At 52.5% G+C, this 24,653-nt stretch carries 25 protein-coding genes and 1 tRNA gene; 21 read left to right on the top strand and 5 right to left on the bottom strand.

Features of this window, described 5'->3' with window-relative positions; genetic code table 11:
- Window positions 1-9 precede the first annotated feature (9 nt).
- From EQM14_RS09835 to EQM14_RS09805, 7 genes are all read left to right on the top strand, one after another.
- Window positions 10-1,023, top strand: a complete 1,014-nt coding sequence (locus EQM14_RS09835) for a tripartite tricarboxylate transporter substrate binding protein (RefSeq protein WP_128742764.1) — start codon at window positions 10-12, stop codon at window positions 1,021-1,023.
- A 126-nt stretch (window positions 1,024-1,149) separates the two neighbouring features.
- Complete coding sequence (locus EQM14_RS09830) at window positions 1,150-1,620, top strand: tripartite tricarboxylate transporter TctB family protein (protein WP_164919030.1); 471 nt, start codon at window positions 1,150-1,152, stop codon at window positions 1,618-1,620.
- Window positions 1,621-1,633: 13 nt separating this feature from the next.
- Entirely contained in the window at window positions 1,634-3,160 is a 1,527-nt protein-coding gene (locus tag EQM14_RS09825) for a tripartite tricarboxylate transporter permease (protein ID WP_128742762.1), read from the top strand.
- Complete coding sequence (locus EQM14_RS09820; protein WP_128742761.1) at window positions 3,153-3,584, top strand: HIT family protein; 432 nt, start codon at window positions 3,153-3,155, stop codon at window positions 3,582-3,584. The genes EQM14_RS09825 and EQM14_RS09820 overlap by 8 nt, the downstream gene beginning before the upstream one ends.
- A gap of 14 nt (window positions 3,585-3,598) precedes the next feature.
- Window positions 3,599-4,558: a phosphoglycerate dehydrogenase gene (locus EQM14_RS09815; RefSeq protein WP_128742760.1), complete on the top strand. Its 960-nt coding sequence runs from the start codon at window positions 3,599-3,601 to the stop codon at window positions 4,556-4,558.
- 16 nt (window positions 4,559-4,574) lie between these two features.
- Window positions 4,575-5,465: a dihydrodipicolinate synthase family protein gene (locus EQM14_RS09810; protein ID WP_128742759.1), complete on the top strand. Its 891-nt coding sequence runs from the start codon at window positions 4,575-4,577 to the stop codon at window positions 5,463-5,465.
- The gene (locus tag EQM14_RS09805) at window positions 5,462-6,349 is read left to right on the top strand and encodes a ribokinase (RefSeq protein WP_128742758.1); all 888 of its coding nucleotides are present in this window, start codon (window positions 5,462-5,464) and stop codon (window positions 6,347-6,349) included. Before EQM14_RS09810 ends, EQM14_RS09805 begins: the two co-directional genes overlap by 4 nt.
- Before the next feature lie 363 nt (window positions 6,350-6,712).
- Here EQM14_RS09805 and EQM14_RS09800 read toward each other — a convergent pair.
- Window positions 6,713-6,788 (bottom strand) — tRNA-Trp (locus tag EQM14_RS09800).
- A 321-nt stretch (window positions 6,789-7,109) separates the two neighbouring features.
- Between EQM14_RS09800 and rpsU the strand changes: the two genes are divergently transcribed.
- The 11 genes from rpsU (at window position 7,110) to EQM14_RS09745 (ending at window position 15,704) form a co-directional block, all read left to right on the top strand.
- Window positions 7,110-7,286, top strand: coding sequence for a 30S ribosomal protein S21 (rpsU, locus tag EQM14_RS09795; RefSeq protein WP_128742757.1), 177 nt, complete (start codon window positions 7,110-7,112; stop codon window positions 7,284-7,286).
- Window positions 7,287-7,383: 97 nt separating this feature from the next.
- Window positions 7,384-7,899 carry a YqeG family HAD IIIA-type phosphatase gene (locus EQM14_RS09790; RefSeq protein ID WP_243112811.1) on the top strand — a complete coding sequence of 172 codons (516 nt, stop codon included), beginning with the start codon at window positions 7,384-7,386 and terminating at the stop codon, window positions 7,897-7,899.
- A 6-nt stretch (window positions 7,900-7,905) separates the two neighbouring features.
- On the top strand, window positions 7,906-8,343 hold the full coding sequence (aroQ, locus tag EQM14_RS09785; RefSeq protein WP_128742755.1) for a type II 3-dehydroquinate dehydratase: 438 nt from the start codon (window positions 7,906-7,908) through the stop codon (window positions 8,341-8,343).
- 109 nt (window positions 8,344-8,452) lie between these two features.
- Window positions 8,453-9,010, top strand: a complete 558-nt coding sequence (gene efp, locus EQM14_RS09780) for an elongation factor P (protein WP_128742754.1) — start codon at window positions 8,453-8,455, stop codon at window positions 9,008-9,010.
- Window positions 9,011-9,060: 50 nt separating this feature from the next.
- Window positions 9,061-9,525 (top strand): CD1247 N-terminal domain-containing protein, encoded by a 465-nt coding sequence (locus EQM14_RS09775; protein ID WP_128742753.1) that lies wholly within the window; start codon window positions 9,061-9,063, stop codon window positions 9,523-9,525.
- A 156-nt stretch (window positions 9,526-9,681) separates the two neighbouring features.
- Window positions 9,682-10,374 carry a Crp/Fnr family transcriptional regulator gene (locus EQM14_RS09770; RefSeq protein ID WP_164919029.1) on the top strand — a complete coding sequence of 231 codons (693 nt, stop codon included), beginning with the start codon at window positions 9,682-9,684 and terminating at the stop codon, window positions 10,372-10,374.
- A gap of 32 nt (window positions 10,375-10,406) precedes the next feature.
- Window positions 10,407-11,453 carry an ABC transporter substrate-binding protein gene (locus tag EQM14_RS09765; protein WP_128742751.1) on the top strand — a complete coding sequence of 349 codons (1,047 nt, stop codon included), beginning with the start codon at window positions 10,407-10,409 and terminating at the stop codon, window positions 11,451-11,453.
- A complete protein-coding gene (locus EQM14_RS09760) occupies window positions 11,431-12,231 on the top strand; it encodes an ABC transporter permease (RefSeq protein WP_128742750.1) in 801 nt (266 codons plus the stop codon). The genes EQM14_RS09765 and EQM14_RS09760 overlap by 23 nt, the downstream gene beginning before the upstream one ends.
- Window positions 12,221-12,838, top strand: coding sequence for an ABC transporter ATP-binding protein (locus tag EQM14_RS09755; RefSeq protein WP_164919028.1), 618 nt, complete (start codon window positions 12,221-12,223; stop codon window positions 12,836-12,838). The genes EQM14_RS09760 and EQM14_RS09755 overlap by 11 nt, the downstream gene beginning before the upstream one ends.
- A gap of 112 nt (window positions 12,839-12,950) precedes the next feature.
- Entirely contained in the window at window positions 12,951-14,861 is a 1,911-nt protein-coding gene (locus EQM14_RS09750) for a nucleoside-diphosphate sugar epimerase/dehydratase (RefSeq protein WP_128742748.1), read from the top strand.
- A gap of 81 nt (window positions 14,862-14,942) precedes the next feature.
- Window positions 14,943-15,704, top strand: a complete 762-nt coding sequence (locus tag EQM14_RS09745; RefSeq protein WP_128742747.1) for an NYN domain-containing protein — start codon at window positions 14,943-14,945, stop codon at window positions 15,702-15,704.
- Between the two features lie 53 nt (window positions 15,705-15,757).
- Here EQM14_RS09745 and EQM14_RS09740 read toward each other — a convergent pair whose 3' ends face one another.
- The 4 genes from EQM14_RS09740 to EQM14_RS09725 are packed head-to-tail and all read right to left on the bottom strand — an operon-like array spanning window position 15,758 to window position 20,119.
- The gene (locus EQM14_RS09740; protein WP_205703161.1) at window positions 15,758-16,825 is read right to left on the bottom strand and encodes a glycosyltransferase; all 1,068 of its coding nucleotides are present in this window, start codon (window positions 16,823-16,825) and stop codon (window positions 15,758-15,760) included.
- The gene (locus EQM14_RS09735; RefSeq protein WP_128742746.1) at window positions 16,822-17,985 is read right to left on the bottom strand and encodes a glycosyltransferase family 4 protein; all 1,164 of its coding nucleotides are present in this window, start codon (window positions 17,983-17,985) and stop codon (window positions 16,822-16,824) included. Before EQM14_RS09735 ends, EQM14_RS09740 begins: the two co-directional genes overlap by 4 nt.
- Before the next feature lie 35 nt (window positions 17,986-18,020).
- Window positions 18,021-19,064 carry a nucleotidyltransferase family protein gene (locus EQM14_RS09730; RefSeq protein ID WP_128742745.1) on the bottom strand — a complete coding sequence of 348 codons (1,044 nt, stop codon included), beginning with the start codon at window positions 19,062-19,064 and terminating at the stop codon, window positions 18,021-18,023.
- Between the two features lie 44 nt (window positions 19,065-19,108).
- Window positions 19,109-20,119 carry a glycosidase gene (locus tag EQM14_RS09725; protein WP_128742744.1) on the bottom strand — a complete coding sequence of 337 codons (1,011 nt, stop codon included), beginning with the start codon at window positions 20,117-20,119 and terminating at the stop codon, window positions 19,109-19,111.
- Between the two features lie 820 nt (window positions 20,120-20,939).
- On the opposite strand from EQM14_RS09725, the gene EQM14_RS09720 reads away from it, so the two are divergent.
- From EQM14_RS09720 to EQM14_RS09710, 3 genes are all read left to right on the top strand, one after another.
- On the top strand, window positions 20,940-22,541 hold the full coding sequence (locus EQM14_RS09720) for an ABC transporter substrate-binding protein (RefSeq protein WP_442861459.1): 1,602 nt from the start codon (window positions 20,940-20,942) through the stop codon (window positions 22,539-22,541).
- Between the two features lie 158 nt (window positions 22,542-22,699).
- A complete protein-coding gene (locus EQM14_RS09715; protein WP_128744299.1) occupies window positions 22,700-23,716 on the top strand; it encodes an ABC transporter permease in 1,017 nt (338 codons plus the stop codon).
- A 5-nt stretch (window positions 23,717-23,721) separates the two neighbouring features.
- Window positions 23,722-24,645 carry an ABC transporter permease gene (locus EQM14_RS09710; RefSeq protein ID WP_128742743.1) on the top strand — a complete coding sequence of 308 codons (924 nt, stop codon included), beginning with the start codon at window positions 23,722-23,724 and terminating at the stop codon, window positions 24,643-24,645.
- Window positions 24,646-24,653 lie beyond the last annotated feature (8 nt).

Raw genomic sequence — 24,653 nt, 5'->3', positions numbered from 1 at the left:
GGATAACTAATGAAAAGGATTTTAGCAGTTTTATTGGCAGCAACCCTGTCCGTCACCACCCTCTGTGCTTGCGGCAGCAAGTCGTCCGCTGGCGAGGGCAGCGCCGCCGCGAGCGGGTCCGGCAGCGCGGCCCTGGATTACCCCAAGCAGAACGTCAATGTGATCGTGCAGTACTCTGCAGGCGGCGGGACGGACCTTTCAGTTCGCGGCGTTTTGTCCGGCGTAAAGGATTTTCCCGTCAATTTATCCGTTTCCAACGTGGCCGGTAACGGCGGCCTGATCGGGCTGACGCAGGTATCCAACTCCAAAGCGGACGGCTATACGCTGGGCGTCGTCAACACAGACTTCGTTATCAACGGTATTTTAGGAAATACCGAGCTGACTCTGGATGATTTCTCCCCTCTGGCCTGTGCGTTAAAGGATCCGTTCGTCCTGATTGTTGGAAAAACGGATAAATATTCCGACCTGAAAGGATTTGTGGAATATGCGAAAAACCATCCCGGAGAGGTGAGCATCGGTGATACCGGAACCGGCGCAGCGCCGACCCTGGCGGTCACGGCCATTCAGAACGCTCTGGGGATTCAGCTCAAAAGCGTCACCTACGACGGAAGCGCGGACTGCGTGACGGCTGTGGTGGGCAATCATATCGACGCGACCATTGCCCAGGCCTGCAACGCGTCGGCTCAGGTCGAAGCCGGCAATGCCAAAATCATCGGGGTCCTTGCGAACGACCGCCTGAAAACCTACCCGGATGCGCCCACATTCAAAGAAACGTTTCCCGATCAGGTCGATTTTGAAATGATGGGTTTCTGCATTATCTCCTGCCCGTCTAAGGTTGACCAGAACATCCAGAAATATCTTTCGGAGCAGCTTCGGACGGCGGTTGACAGCACCAGCTTTTCCGATACTTTGAAAAAGTTGAATATGCAGGACACAAACATGACGGTCGATGAGATGAAGCAGTTCCTGGACGAGCAGAAAAAGCTTTACACCAAGCTTTGCTCGAAGACCAAGAAAAGCTAACAGGAAAAAGAACGGCGATTCGGCTTACCTAAAACGGACTATGACGTCAGGGTGTTTGAACACCGGAGCGGGGTCTGTCTTCGGTGCTCAGATCCCGCCTTTTCCGGCACAAAGGAGTTTTTACCCGTGAAAAAATATAATTACATTCTGTCCGTGATCGTTATTGTTATCGCTTCGGCCGGCCTTTATATTACCACAACGTTTCACACTGTTTCCAGTAATGCCAACGATCCGGGCGGTGCGTTCTGGCCGAGGATGCTGCTGGTGGGCCTGATTTTGTGCGCTCTTGGGCTGATTGTGCAGAGTGCGCTGGCGAAACCGGAATCCGGTTCGCAGGAAGCTCCCCTGATCGATTATAAATCCGCCGGGGTACACTGCGTCCTGATCATTTTCGCTATCATGGTCGCCTATGCGGTCGCGCTCTACTTCTTCGGCTTTATTCCTGCGACGCTCTTTTTTGTCGTGGCTACTATGCTGGCCATGGGCGAGCGGAAAGTGCTGAAGATCGGTCTGACGACCGTTTGCGTTACAGGCTCTATTTATCTGATGTTTGCGACTCTTATGGGAGTCATTCTTCCGCAGGGCATCATTTTCTAAGGAGGTTACGCTTGTGAATTTGGCAATTGCTTCAAGTCTGTCCCTGATCCTCACGCCCTACGGATTGCTTTCCATCCTGGGTGGCGTTCTGTGCGGGATTTTTGTCGGCGTCATGCCGGGACTGTCCTCCGTCATGGGCATGGCGATCATGCTGCCGGTGGCGCTTACCATGAGCGGCGACTACGGCATCCTGATGATGCTCGGCATCTTTTGCGGAGCCATTTACGGCGGTTCGATCACCGCGATTCTGATCAACACGCCCGGCACCGCGAACTCTGCGGCGACCTGCCTCGACGGTCACCCTCTGGCGCTGAAACATCAAGCGGGGCGCGCCATTTCCATTTCCACCACGGCTTCGACTTTCGGCGGGCTCTTCTCCACGTTCATGCTGTTATGGACCTCGCCGGTTCTGTGCAAATTCGCCCTGTCCTTCAGCGCGCAGGAATCCTTTGCGCTGGCTCTGTTTGGAATCAGCATTGTCGCCGGCATCTCCAGCCAGAACATCGTCAAGGGCATCATGGGAGCTTTGATCGGGCTGCTCCTCGCGACGATCGGCGTGGATTCCACGACGGGAGTCTACCGTTTCACGTTCGGCACGGTCTACCTGACGGGCGGCATTTCCAATATTCCGGTTCTGATCGGTCTCTTCGCGTTTTCTCAGGGACTGATCAATATCGAAGAGAATTTTAAAACGAAACGCGTCAAGGTACAGGAAAAGCTCGAGCGGATCCTGCCTTCCGGGAGCGACCTCCGGCGCATTTTCCCGACTTTGATCCGTTCGAGCGTAATCGGCACGATCATCGGGGCCATCCCGGGTACCGGCGGAGACATTGCGGCGTGGGTCGGCTATAACGAGGCAAAGCGCTGGTCAAAGCACCCGGAGGAGTTCGGGCACGGCGCCATTGACGGCGTGGCCGGGCCGGAAGCCGCCAACAACGCCATTTCCGGAGGGGCTCTGATCCCGCTGCTTTCCCTCGGCATTCCGGGGGACGCCTGCACCGCCATCATGCTCGGCTGCCTGATGATGTTGGGGATCACGCCGGGCCCGCTGCTGATGTCTGAGAATCCCGAGAAGGTCTATCTGATTATTCTGGGCATGTTCGCGGCGAACATTTTCATGGCCATCTGCGGTTTTGGCGGAATCAAGATCTTTACCAAGATTTCAAGCGTACCCGAAGTTATTTTGGATCCGCTGATTTTTGTGTTCTGCTTCGTCGGCACATTCGCCGTGAACCACACGATCGGCGACGTTTATCTCATGATCATATGCGGCATTTTAGGCTATTTCCTGATCAAAATGGATTTTTCCGTGCCTCCGATCATTTTGGGCATGATCCTCGGGAATATTCTTGAGAAAAATTTCAGGCGTTCGCTGGTTCTTGCGGGCGGCGACTGGACCACATTTTTCACCCGCCCTATCTCCTGCATCTTCATCGTGCTCTCCGTCCTTTCCGTGTTTTATCCTTTCGTGCTGCCGCTTGTGAAAGAAAGGGCCGCCAGGAAAAAAGCAATCAAAGCCGGGGGCGGAACAAATGAGTGAAATCTGTAAATTCTGCGGCGGTGACGAACTGCGTCCGGATTTGATTCGGATCGCCGCCATGCCGGGCGGAACGCTGTATTTTCACAAGGACCAGACGCATCCCGGCAGACTGCTTTTTGCCGCCGAGCGCCATGTCAAAAGGGCGACCGATCTGCCGCCCGAGGAATTCGGCGCGATTATGCGGAGCGTCCATCGGGCCGCCTGTGTTCTGAACGGGATTTATGCGCCGGACAAGATCAATTATCTGATTCTCGGCGATCTCGGCACACACCTGCACGTCCACATCGTTCCAAAATACAAGGACGGAAAAGATTGGGGAAAAATGTTTCTGACGGACGAGCCGAGGCCGGTCTTTCTGAAACAAAGTGAATATCAGGAAAAAGTTGAAAAAATCAGAAATGGTTTAAATCGGAACGATGCTTAGAAAGGAGCGAAGAAATGGGGAAAGTTTTGATTACCGCTTCGCATTTCCAAAGCCTGTGCGCGGATGCCCTGAACCTTTTAAAAGAGAACGGCCATGAGGTGATTCTAGGCGACAGCGATATCCCGTATTTTTCTTTTGAACAATTAAAACAGTGGGCGCCCGTGATCGACGCGGCCATTATCGGCATGGATCTCTGGGATGAAAAGGTGTTCGGCATCGCGCCGAAACTGAAGGTGCTGGCCCGCTTCGGCGTTGGGACAGACAACATCGACCTTCAGGCCGCGAAAAAGCATGGCGTTAAGGTGGTGAATGCGCGGGGGATGAATTCCAACGCCGTTGCGGAGCTGGCCGCCGCGCTGATCCTGAACGCCCTGCGGAATATTCCTGATCTGAACCGCAGACTGAGCGGGGGAGAATGGGCGCGCAGGGTCGGTCATGAGCTGAAAGGAAAGACCGTCGGACTTCTCGGCTTTGGCGATATCGGCGGCAAGGTGGCGAAAAAGCTTTCCGGCTTTGAGGCGCGCCTTCTGGCCTATGATCCTCTGCCGGATTTTGCGAAGGCAGAGAAACTCGGCGTCCTCATGACGGATCTGGATACCATCCTTTTGCAGAGCGACATTTTGAGCATACATATGCCGAGCATCCCTTCCACTTATCATATCGTAAACGCTGAACTGATCGCTAAAATGAAAAGGGGAGCCTATCTGGTCAATACCGCGCGGGGAGTCCTGGTGGACACCGAAGCTCTGTGCAGGGCGGTCAAGGAGGGCGTTTTGCGGGGGGCGGCTTTGGATGTTTATGAAAAGGAACCCCTGCCGCCGGATGATCCCGTCCTGCATACGGAGGGGATTTTATGCACCCCGCACACGGGAGCGGAGACCGCCGAGACTTACAAGGCGATCAGCATGATGACCGCGCAGGCCGTGATCGACGTCCTGAACGGCGGAAACCCACAGAATTGGCTGAACCGGTGAAAGGAAGATAAAATAGATGAAAAAGATGTTTGGTGTCATTACGGCTATGACAACCCCGTTCGACGCGAACGACAAAGTCGATGTAAAAGCGCTGGAAGAACAGGTCGAATTCGACATTTCCAAAGGCGTGGACTGCCTTTACCCATGCGGAACCACCGGCGAAATGTTCAACATGACGCCGGAGGAACGGGAACTGGCCGCTGAAACCGTGCTGCGCGCTGCGGCCGGAAGAGCGACCGTCTTTATCCATGTGGGAGCGATGACTCTGAAGGAGACCGTCCGGCTGGCGCGGCATGCCGAAAAAATAGGCGCCGACGGGATCGGAGTCGTGACGCCCGCCTTTTTTGGAGTCAAAGACAAAGCCATGCTGCAGTACTATCAGAAGGTTTCGGCCAGCGTGTCGAAGAACTTTCCCATATATCTTTATTCCATTCCCCAGTGCGCGGCCAACGACCTCAAACCGAGCCTGGTGGCTGAACTGATCGAGACCTGCCCAAATATCGTTGGGATTAAGTACAGTTATTCGGATATGATCCGGCTGAAGGATTACCTGAATCTGAACAACGGAAATTTTTCCGTCCTTTTTGGGGCGGACCGCCTGTTTTTGCCGGCACTTACCATGGGATGCGAGGGCACGGTATCCGGCTGCTCCGGGCCGATGCCGGAACACTTTGTCAACATTTATAAGGCCTATCGGGAAGGCGATATGAAAAAAGCCTTACAGGAGCAAAAGATTGCGAATGAAATCTGTGAAATCATGCAGAGCGGAGCGGATATGGGAATCTTTAAAGCGGTTCTGCAGTTCAGGGGGCTTGCGGGCGGGCACATGCGCGCGCCGCTGATCGATCTGGATGAGGCGGAGAAAAAAGAGCTTTACGCCCGGATCACTCCATATTTAGAAAAATGAAAATTCTTTGCTTTGGCTCGATGAATTTCGATCATATTTACAATGTCAGTGGATTTGTAAGCCCTGGAGAAACCTGTTCTGCGCTGTCGGTGGAAAACCACTGCGGGGGGAAAGGCTTTAACCAGGCGGTCGCGGTGGCCAGGGCCGGGCGCAAAGTCTGCCTGGCCGGGTGCATCGGCACCGACGGAGCTGAATTCCTTGAGAAATGCGCGGAAATCGGAGTGGATTCCACTTATATCCGCACTCTTTCCGTGCCGACGGGCAGCGCCGTCATCCAGATCGACCGGCGGGGCGAAAACTGCATTTTGCTGTTCGGAGGGGCAAATCAAGCGGTATCGCGAAAAATGATCGACGAGACTTTGACCCATTTCGGACCCGGCGACGTCCTGATTGTCCAAAACGAAATCAGCAATCTTTCCTATCTGATCGGGCAGGCGGACCGGGCCGGCCTGCGGATCGCGCTGAATCCGTCTCCGATGAATGAAGGAATCACGGAGAAAATGCTGGAGACAGCCTCCTGGCTGTTTGTCAACGAAGTGGAAGCAAGACAGATCGCCCGCGAGGCGACGGAAAAAGCCTGCCTTGGCCAGCTCCAGAGAATATGCCCCCGTGGGACGGTTGTAATGACCATGGGAAAAAATGGCGTATACTGTGTCCAAAATGGGGAGATCCTCTATCAGGATGCATTTCCGTCCGTAAAACCGGTGGATACAACTGCCGCGGGAGATACTTTTACCGGTTACTTCCTGGCTGCCGCGCTGGAGAACAACGATACCCGGGAAGCGCTGCGCATCGCGGCGGCTGCGTCCGCCCTGTCCATAACAAAAAAAGGGGCTTTCGATTCTATTCCGACAATGGCCGAGGTGGCAGGCACTCGTTTTTGAAATGGATCAAGTGCGGCAAAACCGGAGCAGGCGCGAAAAACGCGTGAGCAATGCGCATGGAAAACAGTTTGGGCGTTCGGTTCAAGTAATAAATTTCTTGATTAACATGCGTCCGAAATGCGCTTTTTTCCAGTGCTTCAACGACAAAAGGGAGAGCTTCCCAAGCGAAGCGATCCCTTTTGTCGTTAATAACGCCGTTTCATCAGTGAGTTATAAAAAATTTTGCTGTGCTTTTTGTGTTGCATGACTCCCCAAATGCGATAAAACAATCCGTTTCATTAATTTTTAGAATAATATTTTCTTATTCAACATAGAAAAGGCCCGCATAAACGCTGAAAACCAGTATCCATGCGGGTTTTGTAGTGGCAGGGGCAGAAGGATTTGAACCCTCGGCACGTGGTTTTGGAGACCACTGCTCTACCAACTGAGCTATACCCCTATTTACATTTTTATATGGCGTGACAATTATTCTATCATTTTTCACAGTGCGTGTCAAGAGCAGAAGAAGATTTCAGTGATGCCGGGTCCCGTTTTAAAAACAGACGGCCTGTGTCCGGGGACAATGTGGTCAAGCGAGTGTTTTATAATTCATTAAATTTTATTTTTTAGGTATACTATTTCGTAATCTCATGACTAAATCCCTCGGCAGCCCGCGAATCTGCCATATTTGACTTGACAGATTCAGGCAATACCTATATAATTATTCTATGTAATATGACTTACAAAACCCCTGCCTTTCGGCGGATGGGAGGGAAGATAAATGGCTGAAATCCGAGTAAAAGAGAATGAGTCTCTGGACAGCGCCCTCAGGCGTTTTAAAAAGCAGTGCGCCAGAGCCGGTGTGATCGCGGAAGTTCGCAAGAGGGAAGCTTATGAAAAGCCCTCTGTCAGGCGGAAGAAAAAATCCGAAGCGGCACGCAAACGCAAGTTTAAATAAGCAGTGCTTGTTGCCGAATGATAGTGAAAAAGCGGGCTTATGCCCGCTTTTTTAAACGGAGTTACAGTATGCGTACAAGGGGGGTGTCTTTTTGTCGATGCTTTTGCCGACCGTTTCCGTTCAGAAAGCGACGGATATCACTCCGGAACTGATCCACGCGATGCACGCAACTGCAATTCTTTTGGATGTGGACAACACGCTTGCCCTTCACGGTTCCCAAACGCCCTTTCCCGGTACGATCGAATGGGCAAAGTACATGCGGGGGGCGGGAATCCGCCTCGTTTTGGTTTCAAACAATTTTAAAAAACGCGTGGAACCCTTTGCGGCCCAATATGGGCTGCCGTTCCTTTCCCTGTCGCTGAAGCCGTTTCCGGCTGCGTACCGCCGCGCCGTAAAACGGCTGAACGTCAAACCGGAGGAGGCCGTAGTGGTGGGCGACCAGATTTTTACGGACGTTTTTGGCGCCAACTGGGCCGGCCTTAAATCGATTCTGCTGGTTCCGGTCGGCACGGAGCAAACTCTTTCTTTTCGTCTGCGCCGCGCTTTGGAGCAGCCCATCAGAAAAAAGATCAGAGAAATAAGCTGTGGAAGTCAATACCTGAAAAAGGAGTGACGCATTTTGGGCCGTAAAAAAATCCTGGTTCTTCTCGGGCCAAATATGAATATGGTCGGCATCCGCGAAAAGGGTGTTTACGGCGACGAGACCGCGGAAAGCGTCAGCCGTCAGATCACGGAGCATGCTCAGAGCGTGGGCTTTGACTGCGACATTTTTCAATCCAACCATGAGGGTGATCTGATTGACCGGATCCATGCGGCGAGGGGGGTGTACGACGGGGTCGTCATCAACGCGGGGGCGCTGACGCATTACAGTTATGCGCTGCGCGACGCGATTGCAAGCGTCAGGATTCCTTTTGTCGAGGTTCATATGAGCAATATTTACTCCAGAGAGGAATTCCGTCACAAAAGCGTCATTTCTGCGGTTTGCGCGGGGCAGATTGCCGGATTTGGAAAAACCAGCTATCTTTTGGCGCTCGATGCGCTTTGTGATCTGATTTAGCGAATTCTTTTCCTTCTTTTTGCGGGCAATTTTGTTAAAATCCGCTTGAAAAAGCGTCTTAAATATTATAAACTATCTTACAGGAAAAAATAAACGGAGGATTAAACCAATGATATCAGCAGGCGATTTCAGGAATGGCGCGACGTTTGAGATGGACGGCAACGTTTATTCCATTATTGAATTTCAGCACGTTAAGCCCGGCAAGGGCGCGGCTTTTGTACGCACCAAGATCCGCAACGTCATTTCCGGAGCGGTGACGGAACGCACCTTCAATCCGAACGATAAATTCCCGACCGCGTTTATTGAACGCAAGGACATGCAGTACCTTTATAACGACGGGGATCTGTACTATTTTATGGACCCGGATTCCTTCGAACAGATTCCGATCAGCGCTTCGGTCCTTGGCGACAACTTTAAATTCGTGAAAGAAAATATGGACTGCAAGATCCTTTCCTATAAAGGGAATGTTTTCGGGGTTGAACCGCCGAATTTTGTGGAGCTGGATATTGTTAAAACGGATCCGGGCTTTAAAGGGGACACTGCGACCAATGCGACCAAACCGGCCACAGTGGAGACCGGCGCCGAAATCAGAGTGCCTCTGTTTATCAACGAAGGCGAAAAAATCCGTATTGACACCAGAACCGGTGAATATATGGAACGTGCTTAACTGATACTATTCTTTAAGAAACCGAACAAATAATAGAAGGGGGCGCTGTTATGAAAAACACAGAACGGGTATCCTACATCAGGGGTTTGGCGGAAGGTCTGGAGCTCGATGAAAACAAAAAGGAAGTCAAAGTTTTGAATGCGATCATTGATCTTCTGGACGACATGACGCTGACCATGACGGAAATGGAAGACAATATGAACGACATGGCGGATCAGCTGGACGCCGTTGATGAGGATCTTGGTTCCCTTGAAGACGATTTTTATGACGACGGGGATGAAGAGGACGGCGTTGAGGACGATGAGGATGCCGATGATGACGAGGAAGACATCGGCGATGCCGAATGCTACTATGAGGTCACCTGTCCGAATTGCCATGAGACGGTTTGCCTGTCGGAAGATCTGGCCCGCGACGGGCAAATAGATTGCCCCAACTGCGGCGAGACGCTGGAATTTGATTTGGATGAGGCGCAGGAGGCCGAGTGCACCTGCGAATCCTGCACCAAGGACGAATAAATTACTACTTCTTTCGCATTTTTTGGCACCGCCATCGGCGGTGCTTTTTTTATCCGGCTTTCTGCGCCGATTTTTATGGCTTCCATTGACTAATTTAGGGTTTTCTTTTATACTATGCAAGGACGGCTGTATCAAATGATACAGTTTGGAGGAAATATGAAAGAGCTGAAAAAAACAAAACAAGACGGGCAAATCCTTTCCGGCATATTTCTGTTCCGCGGAGTCGGTGCGGAGCTGTCCGAATCAGCGTTTGCCTCTCCTTCCTGTACGTGCGCAGAGTTTGAAACGGGAGAACCTGTCTACACGAGAACAGATTTCCGAAAAAGCATCGGCATAGTTTTGTCCGGCAGGCTCAGGGCGGTCAAAGGGGAAGAGGATGGACAGGGGATTGTCCTGAACACCTTTGAAAGGGGCGGTGTTTTCGGGGTGGCGGGAATGTTCGGAGACTCCGGCAGGTATGTTTCGGATATTGTGGCCGCGCGCCGCAGCCGGGTTTTGTTTTTACCTCAGAGTCTGCTCAGGGACCTGATTGATCGGGAGCCGCGCGTCGCGGAAAATTATATCGCCTTTCTTTCCGGCAGGATCCGTTATCTGAATACCTGTATTGACCATTTCACCGGAGGATCGGCCGAAACCAGACTTGCACAGTTCCTGGTCACTTTGGAGGAAGGCAAAAAGAGTTCCGTGAAACTTCCATATTCCCTGACACAGCTTTCCGACACGCTCGGCGTCGGCCGTGCGTCCCTGTACCGGGCCCTGAATGCGCTGACGCAAAAAAGGCTGATCCGGCGCACCGGCCGGCTGGTTGAGATTTTAAATCCGGAGGGTTTAAAAAACGTGGGTTTCTGACAGGAATCCTGAATTGCGAAAGGGGTATTTTTATGAAATTATCGAAACGGATCGCGGCTTTTGCACTTGCGGTCTCGCTGCTGCTGACAGGGGCGGGCTGTTCCGCAAACGGAACCGCATCTTCGGGTTCCGCGTCTTCCTCAGAGGCGGCTTCCTCAGCCGGAAGCAGTATGTCCGCTGCCAAAACGGTGATCCGTATTGCCGGCCTGAAAGGGCCTACGGGCCTGAGCATGGTGAAGCTGATGAGCGACAGCAAGGCTGGAGCCGCGTCCGGGGACGATCGGTTCACCCTGGTTTCTTCCCCGGATGAAATCGTGGCGAAGATCAGCAGCGGAGAAGTCGATGTGGCGGCGGCGCCGACCAATCTTGCGGCGACCCTGTACAATAAGACGAACGGCGGCGTTCGTCTTGCTGCCGTGACGACGCTGGGCGTCCTGTATGTTCTGACCGAGGGAGGGGAAACCGTAGGCAAAATATCGGATCTGAAAGGAAAGACGGTCTACGCCTCCGGTCAGGGAGCCACGCCGGAGTACGCGCTGAACTATATTCTCCGCCAGAACGGGCTGGAACCGGGGAAGGATGTTCAGGTGGAATATAAATCGGAGCATGCGGAGCTGGCTTCCCTGATGATTGCCGGAAAGGCGAAAATCGCCGTGCTGCCGGAGCCTTTCGTCACGCAGGTACTGGCAAAGGACAGCTCCGCGAAAATCGCGTTGGATCTGACGCAGGAGTGGAAGAAAGCGGCGGGGGACAAGAGCGTGCTTACCATGGGCTGCCTCATCGTCAGGAAAAAATTTGCGGAGGAAAACAAGGCGGCGTTCGACGCTTTCCTGGACGATTACAAGGCTTCCGCGGAATATGCGAATTCCAATGTGGAGCAGGCGGCGAAGCTGTCCCAGGATTTCGGGATCATGGACAGTTCCGTCGCGAAGAAAGCCATTCCGAACTGCGCGATCGTCTATCTGGACGGAGCGGAAATGAAGGAAAAAATTCCTGATTTTCTAAAGGTCCTGTATCAGGAGAACCCGAAATCGGTGGGAGGAAAATTGCCGGCAGATGATTTCTATTATCAGAAATAAGAAAAGGTTCCGGCGGGTTGCCGTCGGAGCCTTTTCCGCTTTATTTTGGATCGGCATTTGGCAATGGGCTTATCTGGCGGCAGGCCAGGAAATTCTGGTCGCTTCCCCGGCGGAAGTCCTGTGTCGGCTGCTCGATTTGGTCCGTCAGCGAAATTTTTGGCTGACGGTCCTTCTTTCCGTGTGCCGAATTACGGAAGGCTTTTTTCTTGGAGTGATTTTAGGATGCGGAGCCGCTGTCCTGACGGAGACCAGCTCCGTCGGAAATGCGCTGCTCCGGCCGGTCATCGGCATCATGAAGGCGACTCCGGTTGCCTCTTTCATTATTCTTGCCCTGGTCTGGATGAAAACATCTCAGGTTCCATCCTTTGCATCCGCGCTGATCGTGCTTCCGATCCTGTGGGCGAATGTATCGGAAGGGATAAGGAAGACGGACCGAAGACTTTTACAGATGGCGGAGCTGTATCGTTTCGGAAGAATCGGAACCGTGCGCAGGGTTTATCTGCCGTCCGTCCTGCCGTACTTCACCGCCGCCTGCACCACGGGGATGGGGATGGCCTGGAAGGGCGGGGTCGCAGCGGAGGTCCTTTCCTCGCTTCCCCTGTCTCTTGGCGGCGAGATCTACAATTCAAAGATCTATCTGGAAACAGCGGACCTGTTCTCGTGGACCGCGGTTGTCATCGTTCTCAGCGTATTGCTGGAACAGGCGTTGCTGCGCGTGGTAAAATATGCGGGGAGGCGCTACGGATTTTATTCCGGGGAGGAACGCAATGGGGATTGAAATTCGAAACGCGTTTAAGTCGTATAAGAGCGTTAAAGTCCTGGACGGGCTGTCCCTGTCTTTTCCCGACTCCGGCACCGTCTGTCTGTTCGGGCCTTCCGGCTGCGGCAAATCGACGCTTCTGAATTGCATCGCCGGACTGGAAACACTTGACGCCGGATGGATCTCCGGAGCGGAGAACCTTCGGATTTCGTATCTGTTTCAGGAGGACAGGCTGCTGCCCTGGAGCACCGCGGCACAGAATATAGCCGCCGTCCTGCCCGGACGGAACAGGATGCCGCAGGCGTTGGAATGGCTGCGCCGCGTGGGATTGGACGGCGCACAGGATCAATACCCCTGTCAGCTCAGCGGGGGGATGCGGCGCCGCGTTGCGATTGCCCGGGCTCTTGCGTTCGGCGGCGACCTGTTCCTGCTGGACGAGCCTTTCCAGCGGCTGGATTCGCGCAGCAGAAGGAAAATCGCCGATTTGATTGAGAAAACGACGGCCGGAAAGCTCAAAATACTCGTCACCCATGACCGGGAGGAGGCGGACCGGCTTTCAGAAGTTATTTGCATTTTGAGTGGAATCCCTCTTAAAATTTTGGACAAAATAACGAATAAAGACTGAAAATGGACAAATACTCCATGTCTCACTTCAAAATTTAGAAATTGTTTGTTTATTTCATAGGGAGTTTGTGCTATACTAAACCGGTTAAAAACTTAAGTATTGGAGTAATTCGATGATCAGTAAAAGGGACGGGTTCAAAAAGCTGATCCCGCAAATTATCATTGACGCGATCTGCGTCTTTTTCAGCTATTGGATTTCCTTTGTACTTCGTTTTTTTGACGAGGGAGGAGTTCCGTTTTTCTATATTGATTCTTTCCGTCTGTGCATTCCCTGGATGACTTTGATCTGCCTTGCCGTCTTTGCCCTTTTTCGCTTTTACAGCACAATGTGGCAGTTCGCAAGTCTGGATGAGCTGCTGCAGATTTTTTTTGGGACCACGACGGCATGCCTGATCGTTACGATGATGGGGTACACCGTGTTTCCCCGCATTCTCAGGGATTCTTTCGGCGACCCCATCCAGCGCTTTCCGATCACCGTTTATGTGATGGGATGGGTTTTGACGCTGTTCTTTATCGGCGCTTCACGCTTTGGCTTCCGGCTGGCACACAGGCGGATGAACAAAGTTCTGCGCGGGGATTCCAACCAGTTCAGCAGGGTTATGGTGATCGGGGCGGGGGAGATGGGCTCCATGATTATCAAGGATCTGAAGTCTTCTCCCCAGTCGCAGGGAACTCCCGTCGTTGCGGTGGACGACGACAGAAAGAAGCGCGGGACCCGCATCAACGGCGTGAAGGTCGCCGGCGGCCGGGAGAGCATCCGGAAACTGGTCGACCGTTACCGCGTCGATCAGATCATCCTGGCGATTGCGACCGCGCCGAACAGGGACAAGCAGGAGATTCTGCGCATCTGCGCGGCGACGGGCTGCAAGCTGAAAACCGTTCCGGCTCTGTATGAAATCCTGGAGGGGAACGCGGACCCGCACAAGGTCCGCGATGTGAATATCGTCGACCTTTTGGGCCGCGACGAAATCCGGCTTGATGTCGAGAGCATCAGCGGATATCTGAAAAACCGCACCATCCTCGTCACCGGAGGCGGCGGCTCCATCGGCAGCGAGCTTTGCCGCCAGATTGCACTCTTTCATCCGAAAAAACTGATTGTATTCGATATTTATGAGAATAATGCTTATGATCTTCAAAATGAACTGCACCGCAGGTTTCCAAAGCTGGACATGGACGTGGTGATCGGTTCGGTGCGCGACAGGGCGCGCGTGCGCAGCGTCTTTTCCGCGTATCGGCCGGATGTTGTGTTCCACGCGGCCGCCCATAAACACGTTCCCCTGATGGAGCTGAGCCCGGGCGAAGCGGTGAAAAACAATGTGTTCGGCACGTTGAATGTCGCTCAGACCTGCGATGAATTCCAGGTCAGGCGCATGGTTCTGATTTCCACGGACAAGGCGGTCAATCCGACCAACATCATGGGGGCGACCAAACGGATCTGCGAGCTGATCATGCAGTATTTCAGCCGGCACAGCAAGACGGGGTTTGTCGCCGTGCGGTTCGGCAACGTTCTGGGCAGCAGCGGAAGCGTGATCCCGCTTTTCATGCGCCAGATCGAGGAGGGCGGCCCCGTCACCGTGACGGACCCAGAAATCGTGCGCTTTTTCATGACGATTCCGGAGGCGGCGCGGCTTGTGATTCAGGCCGGGGGCATGGCCAGGGGCGGAGAGATTTTTGTCCTGGACATGGGCCAGCCGGTAAAAATTGACGACCTCGCAAGGAATCTGATCCGCCTTTCCGGCCTGAGGCCGGACGAGGACATCAAAATTCAATACACGGGTCTGCGGCCCGGGGAAAAATTGTATGAGGAACTGTTGCTTGACAGCGAGGGCGGCTGCCAGAAAACTTCCCACGAGCTCATTTATATCGGGAATCCGATTCCATTTGATGAAAATACCTTTTTATCTCAGCTGGAGGAACTTCGGCGGGTGGCCGGAGCCGACAATCTGAAAATGATGGAATTGGTGCATGAGTTGGTTCCCACCTATTCGGGGCACGCCGAAAAGACCGATCTTCTTGCCCAATGACCCGTCTCCCGTTTGCGAAAGGTCTGGACGGAACCCGTGGATTTTGGTACAATAGAAAGAACTGATAGTTGAGGTGAATATATGGCTGAAGAAAAGCGATTCGCGGTTTTGATTGACGCGGACAATGTCTCCGAGAAATATGTTAAATTCATTTTGGATGAAATATCGAACGACGGAGTTGCGACCATTAAGAGGATTTACGGGGATTGGACCAAGCCGACAATGAGTTCCTGGAAAAATGTCCTTCTGGACAATTCCATCACGCCGATCCAGCAGTATGGGTACACCACGGGGAAAAACGCCACCGATTCGGCGATGATCATCGATGCGATGGATCTTTTATACGCCGGCAACATCGAGGGCTTCTGCATCGTGTCGAGCGACAGCGACTTTACCCGCCTTGCTGCCAGATTAAGGGAATCGGGAATGTATGTGGTCGGAATGGGAGAAAAGAAGACCCCAAACGCTTTTATTGCCGCATGCAACAAATTCAAATATCTTGAGATCCTTGCGCAGGCGCCGAATCTGCCGGATGACCAGACTTCGGTGGTGCCGGCGGAAGTCAGCGGAGTGGACCACACGTCGCTGGACGAGGTACGGAATACCATACGGACCATCGTGGACGAAACATCCGACGATGACGGCTGGGCCGCGCTTGGGGATGTGGGCAATATCCTGAACAAGCGTTATCCGGATTTCGACGTGCGCAATTACGGGTTCAAAAAACTGACGCCGTTTATCAACTCTTTAAAAGTGTTTGAGATCCGATGCAGCCGCAGCAAAGACGGCCATGTCCGTCTGATCTTTGTCCGTGAAAAGGGACGGCGCGGAGCAAAGGCATAAAGAAAGACCGGAAGGGGATCTGAAAGATTCTTTTCCGGCCTTTCTTCAAAATTCTATTCCGTAATAAGTTTCGCCTGTTTTGAGTACGGCTCTTCGGACGATTCTTCCGTCAATTTTTCCCGCTCCGCCATCAGTGCCGCAATCAGCCAGCAGACGATACTTTCCGCCCCTTCGTTGCGGTTGACGCCATTCTTCGTGAGCCCGTCGCGGCAGCCCCCGGTTTCGGGGTCGATCATCGGCAATCGCAGGGAATTGTCACCCAGGTACCAGCGGTAACAATTGGCTGCGGAATCCCGGTATTTTATGCTGCCCGTCAACCTGTGTGCGGCCAGGCAGGCCATCATCGTGCAGCAGGCCTCCACGGGCTGCCCGTCGAATTCGGCGGGAGTTCCTCCCTTGGGATACCAGCCTTTGCATCCGATCGGGCGGAAAATGCCGTCCCGGATGGTAACGGACAGCAGAAAGTCCAGACTTTCCAGCGCGACGCGGAGGGTTTGCTTCCGGCGGGTCCTTTGGTAGGCAAACAGCAGGGAAAGGGGGAGGATGCCGCTGCAGTACGTCATCTGCTCCTCGAACCATCGCCAATCCTCTCTGCGGCACTGCGCATATGTATCGACGATGGATTCTGTCAACATTTCAGTTCCCGGCAGCCCCGCGGGGTCCCCCCACAGCAGCAGCCCTGTCAGCGCATACGCTTTTCCCTTCAGAAAAGACAGGCTGGAACAGCTTTGGTACGTTTTAAGCAGCAGCTTTTTGGCTGTCTGGCCGATTGAATCGGGAAGTTCCGCGCAGGCCGCGGCGTATCCGAGAGAACAGATGCAGCGGCCGAAGGAATCCTCCGAGCCGCGCTTTTCCAGAAATCTTCGGTCATATCCCATGAAGTTGCGGAACCAGCCCCGCTTTTGGGCATAGAGAAGAAAAGAAGTGTAGCGGTAAAGAAGGTCTTCGTACTTTTTTTCCGGTGATCTCTGATAGAGCAGGGCCGCCATAATCAGCGCGCGCGCGTTGTCGTCCAGAGTGTAGCCTTCCGTTGGGTCAGGTACTCCGCATACGGCGTGCTGAAACATACCGGTGTCGTCGGTCATGCGGAATACATGCCGGTCGTCGATCATTCCATTCATTCCTGCGGTTCCTTTCCGTTTTGCAGTTCGGTTTGAAAAATGCGGAGATAATTGTGGGCAACCTGCCCCCAATACATTGTTTTTCCGAGTTCGAGCGTGCGCTTTTCCATTTCCTCCTGTTCCTCCGGGTGGTTCATCACCTCTTCGATTTGCTCCGCCAGCGCCGCGGGACTGCGGAAATCAGCCAGAAGCCCTCTGCCGCCGGAAAGCATTTCCTGGGCGTACAGGTAAGGCGTTGATATGATGACGCGGCCATATCCGGCCGCGTAGGCCAGAGTTCCGCTGACGGCCTGGTCTTTGCCCAGGTAGGGAGTCATATAGACGTCCGACAGCTGAAGATACCGGATGATTTCTTCGATTTTCAAATAGCGGTTGACGAAACGGACTTTTTCCTCAAGTCCGAAATTTTTCACGGTCCGTTCCAGCTTCTCGCGGTATTTTTCACCGTCCTTCCGCTTGATCACAGGATGCGTCTGGCCGAGAATCAGATAAAGGATCTCAGGGTGCTTTTTTGCCACTCTTGCAATTGCTTCAATCCCGTATTCCAGCCCTTTTCCAGGGCTGATCAGACCGAAGGTGCTGACGATAAAACGGCCGGTCAGTCCCAGTTCCTTTTTCAAAGTATCCCGTTCGGCGGCCGGATATTCAGGAACCCCGTGGTGAACCACTTCGATTTTTGCCCGGTCGATCTGATAGACGCTTTTCAGGATATCTACGGTATTGCCCGCCATGGTGATGATTTTCCGGCTTCCCGAAGCCACATCCCTCATGATTTCCCGCTGCTGTTCGCCTGGACTGGGCAGCACCGTGTGCAGCGTGACAAAATAAGGAATTTTCAGGCGGCTGGTAAGATTCAGAAGGTAACTGCCCCATTTGCCCCCAAAGATCCCATATTCGTGTTCCACCATTAAAAGATCGAAGCCGGAGCTGTTGATTTTCTCCGCGGCTTCGGCATAAGCGTCTTCATTCTGCTGTTCAATTGTAAACCGCACTTTTGGGGGATAGGAATATTCCGAATCGCTGACCGCCGCCACCGCGGCGTTGACGCGGCCGGTTTTTTCCAGTTCGCAGATCAAATCCTGTGTGAAAGTGGCGATTCCGCAGGCTCTGGGCGGATAGGTGCTTAGAAACAGGATGTTGATTTTCTTTTCTTGGTTCAATTTGTACAATCCTTTCTTTTGTGAGTAACGGCGGCTCAGATCACCAGATGCCGTTTGCTCTCCTGCGAATAGATGGTGTTCGCGCACTGGATTCCGCTTCCAATATGACACCCGGCCGTGACGACCGATTTGGAAATGCTGACTCCGCTGCCGATCGATACGTCGTTCCAGAGAATACTGTCGGTGATCACACATCCCCTTCCGCTTTCAAAGCCGTCGCCCACCACGACGTTCGGACCTATGGTTACGTTGGCTCCGATCCGCACATTTTCTCCAAACCATACGGGGCCGATCACTTTTGAGGTTCCATGAATCTCAGTTTTTCCGCGGCCAAACACTTTATTCGCCCTGAAGTTATTTTCCGGGACCCTGCACAGGCCGCTGAAGATATCGGAATGGACCTGCATATATTTTTCGGGTGTTCCAATGTCGATCCAATAGGTCCCTCCCCGGTATACCGCAATTTTATAGCCGTTCTGCAAGAGGGCAGGGAAAATTTCCTTTTCGATGGAAACGACTCTCCTGGAAGGGATCAGATCCAGGACTTTCGGCTCAAAAACATAGATGCCGGCGTTGATAAAATCGGATTTTTCTTCTCCCGGCTTCGGTTTTTCCGTAAATGAAGTTGCAAAACCGAATTCGTCATATTCAATTACCCCGTAACTGGACGGGTTCGGGACCCGCGTTACGGCGATTGTCACATCCGCGTGTTTTGATTTATGGAAACGGATCAGAGCCCCTAAGTCGAGATTGCTTACAATGTCGGAGTTGAAAATCAGGAACGTATCGTCGAAATAGCCTGCGCAGTTCTTGATTGCTCCGCCGGTGCCCAAGGGGATATCCTCACAGACGTATTTAATCGTCATGCCGCGCCCCTCGTTTGCGGAAAAATATTTTTGGATATCGTCGGCACGGTAGCATGTGCTGAACACAACCTCGCTGACTCCGCATTTCCGAAGGTCCTCCAGGCTGCGCTCCAGCAGCGGACGGCCCATGACAGGCACCATCGGCTTCGGAAGATGATCCGTAAGGGGCCTGAGGCGCGTGCCTTTTCCTCCCGCCAAAAACAGTGCTTTCATATAAATTCCTCCTTCGTTAGGTTTTTATTTTTCCCGGCCGCAGATCACTCAAGTTCTTTCGGTTCCGGGCAGCTTCTGATATATTCCAGCAAATCGCTGATGGATGCGCTGGCAAGGGCGATGCAGGTATCCGCGCAGCCGTAATACATCTTCACTTTGCCGGATGCTTTATCCATTACCCAGCCGCACGGAAAGACGACATCGCGGACGTCGCCCTCGCGCTCGTAGCTTTCCTCCGGCCCAAAAATCCATTCGTCCCCCCGGTGAAGCACTTTCCAGGGATTTTCAAGGTCGAGCAGGGCGAGGCCCAGCCGGTAGATGGAACCGGAGGCGGTACGCCTTACTCCATGGTAAAGGATCAGCCAGCCCTCCGAGGTTTCCAGAGGCTGGGCGCAGAGGCCGACTTTGTTCGCATCCCACCAGCCGCCGTTTCGGGCGTTGATCAGGATGCTGTGGTCGCCCCAATATTTCAGGTCGCCGGAGCACGAGACCCAGATGTGCGCGCCCGGCCCAAGCCTGGAGACGCTTCCGATGTGCGTCCCGATCGGACGGTGAATCAACAGCCATTTGTTTTTGAACTTTCTGGGAAACAATGCGGCGTCCTTATCTTCCGGAGGCATGATGGAGCCCGTTTTTTCAAAGTTGACGAAATCTTTGGTCAGGGCCAGGGAAACCGTCGGGCCGGAGCGCGAAAAGGAAGTATAAACCACGGCCCAGCGGTTCATCTCGTCAATTCTGGTGATGCGCGGGTCCTCAATTCCCCAGGCCTCCTCCGGATAGTCCGGATTTGCCTCCAGCGTGGGGCATTTGTCGATCTGCCAGTTTGTTACGCCGTCGTCACTGACGGCTTTGGTAAAATGGGAAAATCCCCTGCGGTCCTCCACTCTTGCGAGCAGCAGAATTTTGTTGTTGAATACGGTTGCCGCGGGGTTGAACACGCTGTTGACCGCATACGGCCAGTCCTTCGCGGTCAAAATCGGATTATTTGGATAGCGCAGAAACAGCTCCTTGTACGTGTTGTCGTTGTTTTTCAGCCTTGTCTCAAAGTTACTCATAATTCCTTATTTCTCTCCCCATGGCTTACAAGAATAAACTGCATTTTAGCAGTTAACAATAGGTGAGTGCTAATTATCTATTTCAATTTAGCACTTTAGGGAAATTATGTCAACCGAATATTTGTTCTAAATAGAATGCTTTATCAAGTAAAATCTGTCTCGCGGATTTTTTGCAAGTGCTAACATCCATAAATAGTATTAATCCAAAGTAATAAATCATTCCTGAAAATTCTGGACGTTTGATTTATAACAATAAAAACGGAAAACGCCTTCAGATTTCTGAAGGCGTTTTCCATTTTGTGAAAAGAAGTATGTGTCCAATGCTACTCTTGTAATCAATATTAAAGTGAATCGGGGGTCATCGTTTTAAACTCCCAAGAAGTCATTTTACATGTTTTGTACAAAACTGTCAATATAAAACAAAAAAGCTTTTTAAAATAAAGATTCTTTTATATAAATCAATAAATACTGTATGCTTTTTTTGTGATAATCACTTATTATATCAATTATTCATCAAAACTATGCTATAACTTATTCTGGATAAATTCAAGCGATTTTTAAACTTTTTTTCCTGCGGCTTTTTCATATGATTCTTATTCGCCGTTTTACCATGAGATGCAATATTTATTTTCTGTAATGCAGCATACGAAGGAGGAAAATATTTTTTCTCCATTTTTGAGGATTTTTAAATGTTTACTATTGAATGGATAAATGGAACATGATAAAATAAAATTCATTGGAAGAAGGCGTTTGACAGGGAAATAGGTCAAACGCCTTCTGTTCATAGTAAAATTTGAAAAATGTTGGGAGTGTTATGAAATTGAAGAAAATGAACAAGTGGATTCCAATTGTGCTTGCCGGTGCAATTGCATTCTCGTCTCTTGCAGGATGCGCCGGAAATGGGTCCGGTTCCGGCTCCGCGGCGTCCGGTTCTGCGTCGGGGGCTGCCTCCAGTCAGAAATCCGAAGCGAGCGATACTCTTACCTATGCTCAGGGCGCTGAGCCGAGAGGCCTGGACCCGGCGCTTGTCGACGATGGAGAATCGGCGAAAATTACGTGCAATATCTACGAGGGTTTGCTAAAATATGACAAGGATTCCACAAAGGTAGAGCCTTGCCTTGCAAAAAGCTGGGAGGTCAGCGGCGACGGACTTACCTACACCTTCAAGCTGCAGGAGGGCGTAAAGTTCCAGGACGGCACCGACTTTAACGCGGATGCGGTTGTCTATAACATCGAGCGCCAGCTTCCGCCGAAGGTGACAAGCGACATGTCTTACGCTTCGTTTGTTTACGGTTCCGTGAAAAGCGCCGAGGCGGTAGATGAAAACACCGTTAAAATCACGCTGAAAGCCGCCTGCACGCCGCTCCTGAAAAATCTGGCCATGGTGTTCGGTGCCCCCGTCGTGAGCCCGAAGGCTCTGAAGGACAACAACAATAACGTCAACCAGGCTCCCTGCGGCACGGGACCCTACAAGTTTGTCCGCTGGGATAAAGGCGAGGATGTCGTTTTGGTCCGCGATGACAGCTATTGGGGCGACAAGGCGAAGACCAAGAACGTTGTCTTTAAATTCATTGCAGACAACTCCGCGCGCGTCGTGGCTCTGAACAACGGCGAAGCGGACATGATCGACGGGATTGACGCGACGGTTGTCAATCAGATTGAAAGCGCGGGCAACAAGCTATTTCAGGCCAAAGGCATGACGACCAACTATATGGCTTACAACACCAGCAAGGCGCCGTTCAACGACGCGAAGCTCCGCAAGGCGATCTCGCAGGCGGTCAATGTTCCGGAACTGGTCAAGAGCCTGTACCAGGGATATTCCGACCCGGCCACTTCGATCCTTCCGACTTTTATCGATGGCTATGACAAGAGCGTTACGCAGACCTCTTACGATCCGGATGCTGCGAAAGCGGCGCTGCAGGCTGCCGGACTGACTCAGGTACATATGATCACCTATACGAACCCGAGACCGTACAACACGGCGAACGGCCAGGCGCTTGCGGAAGCGATTCAGGGATATCTCACCAAGGTCGGAGTCACCTGCAAGATCGATTCTTATGACTGGACCACCTATAAGTCGAAGGCGACCGAAGGCGACTACGATATCTGCTTCTACGGCTGGACCGGAGACAACGGCGACCCGGACAACTTCATGAGCCTGCTGTCCGTGGACGATCCCAGTCAGAATGTGGCGCGTTATAAGAATCCGGAGTTCAACAAACTGATCGCACAGGGCCTTGCCGCGCCGGAGGGCGATTCCCGAAATGCCATTTACACCCAGCTTGAAAAAATTGCGGCCGAAGAAAATCCCTGGCTGACGATTTCCCATTCCCAGAATCTTTGCGCTTACCGTCCGGATGTCCATGACTTCTATTATCATGTGACCGGTGTCGTTCCGCTGGCCGGCGTCTCCAAAGATTAATCAATTCAGTCAAAAGCCGGGCACCGCGCGGCGGTGTCCGGCAAAGATTGTTATTAGCGCAAAAAAAGATTGATTCTGTCAAAAGCCGCAGGGCGTTCGATTTTAAACAGCGGGCTGCTGTTTAAAATCGAGTGCCTAAGGCGGAAAGGCTGATGCAAATGATCAAATATATCATCAAGAGGATATTGATGCTGATACCGGTTCTGATCGGCGTTTCCATCATCGTATTTCTGATTATGCGCGTGTTTTCTCCCGATCCTGCGCCGATTGTCCTGGGGGAGCATGCAACGCAGGAGTCCATGCAGGCCTGGAGGCAGGCCAACGGACTGAACGATCCGGTTTGGCTGCAGTATGTCAATTACATCAAGGATGCGCTGACGGGGAATCTCGGAACTTCCTATTATACAAAGGCCCCGGTTACCCAGGAGATTTTCTCGCGTTTCCCCGCAACGATTGAACTGGCGATTGCGGCGATTATTTTTGCTTCCGTCATCGGAATCCTGCTTGGGGTTGTCTCCGCGGTAAAAAAGAATTCTATTTTTGACAACGGAGGAAGAGTCCTGGCTCTGATCGGCGTTTCCATGCCGATTTTCTGGCTGGGCATCCTGTTGATCATTCTGTTTTCCGGCACGCTGCACTGGCTGCCTTCAACGGGGAGGCTGAATCCTCTCTATCAGCCGCCCGCGATGACGGGCTTTTATCTGATCGATTCAATTGCTTCCGGAAATACGCAGGCGTTGGCGGATTCGCTTCGCCATCTGGTTTTGCCGGCGCTTGCGCTCGGCATGTACTCCATGGCTATCATCACGAGGATGACTCGCTCCAGCATGCTGGAAAGCCTGGATCAGGATTATATCCGGACCGCCAGGGCGAAGGGAATTTCCAATCGGAAAGTGATCCACAAGCATGCGCTCCGCAATGCGCTGATTCCGATCGTGACCGTGATCGGCCTTCAGTTCGGCAGCCTTCTGGGCGGCGCCGTGCTGACGGAAACCGTTTTTTCCTGGCCGGGAATCGGGGCTTATACCGTCAACTGCATCTTGAAATCCGATTTTCCTGTCGTTCAGGGCGTGGTTTTGCTGGTCGCGGTTGTCTATGTTCTGGTCAACCTTGCGGTGGATATTATCTATGCGTTCCTTGATCCCCGGATCAAATACGCGAAAAGGGAGGTCTAGCCTGTATGAGCCAGGTAGAAGAAGTCAAAAACACAGTACAGGCTGCGAAGGATACGGATAAGCCGGAATCGCAGGTCAAAGCGATGTGGGAGGCTTTGAGAGCCAATAAAGCGGCGGTCGCCGGAATGTATCTGATCCTGCTTCTTTCGATTGTCGCGCTGGTTGTCTGGGTCAGCGAGCTGATGGGGATGCAGATCCTTCCGTATGATCCCAATTCCTCGGATATGTCTCAGAGCTTTATCGCGCCGAACGGCCAGCACTGGTTCGGAACCGATCAGCTCGGCAGGGATATTTTCAGCAGGGTGCTCGACGGGACGAAAATTTCACTGTTTGTCGGAATCGCGGCGGTGGCGATCTCCATGACGATCGGGGTTGTTTTCGGCTCCATCGCCGGATACCGGGGCGGAAAGACGGATACAATCATCATGCGCGTCATGGATATGATGCTGGCGATTCCGTCCATTCTGCTCGCCATTGCCTTTATGGCCGCTCTCGGCAAAGGGATTGACAAGGCAATCATCGCGATCGGCCTCGTTTCAATTCCTGAATACGCGCGGATTATCCGCGGGAGCATCCTTTCGGCGAAGGAAAACGATTATGTGCAGGCGGCGCGCGTCATCGGAAATAATGATTACAGGATCATCTTTAAGCATATCCTTCCCAACATCGTCTCCTCCATCGTGGTTCGTGCGACGCTGGGGATCTCGTCCGCCATTCTGGACACGGCCGCGCTTGGATTCCTGGGGCTCGGCGTCCAGCCGCCCTATGCGGAATGGGGCGATATGCTGGGCAGGGCGCGCGGGTTTATCTTTTCCGCTCCTTACACGCTGATCTTTCCCGGTGTGGCGATCACCATCACCGTTCTGGCTTTTAACCTGTTCGGCGACGGACTTCGCGATGCGCTCGATCCAAAGTCCAGAATAAGATAAGGCGGTGC

This window comes from Caproiciproducens sp. NJN-50 (assembly GCF_004103755.1).
GTDB lineage: Bacteria > Bacillota > Clostridia > Oscillospirales > Acutalibacteraceae > Caproicibacter.
Note: the sequence above shows the minus strand (reverse complement) of the source record. Positions and strands in the feature narration are given on the sequence as shown.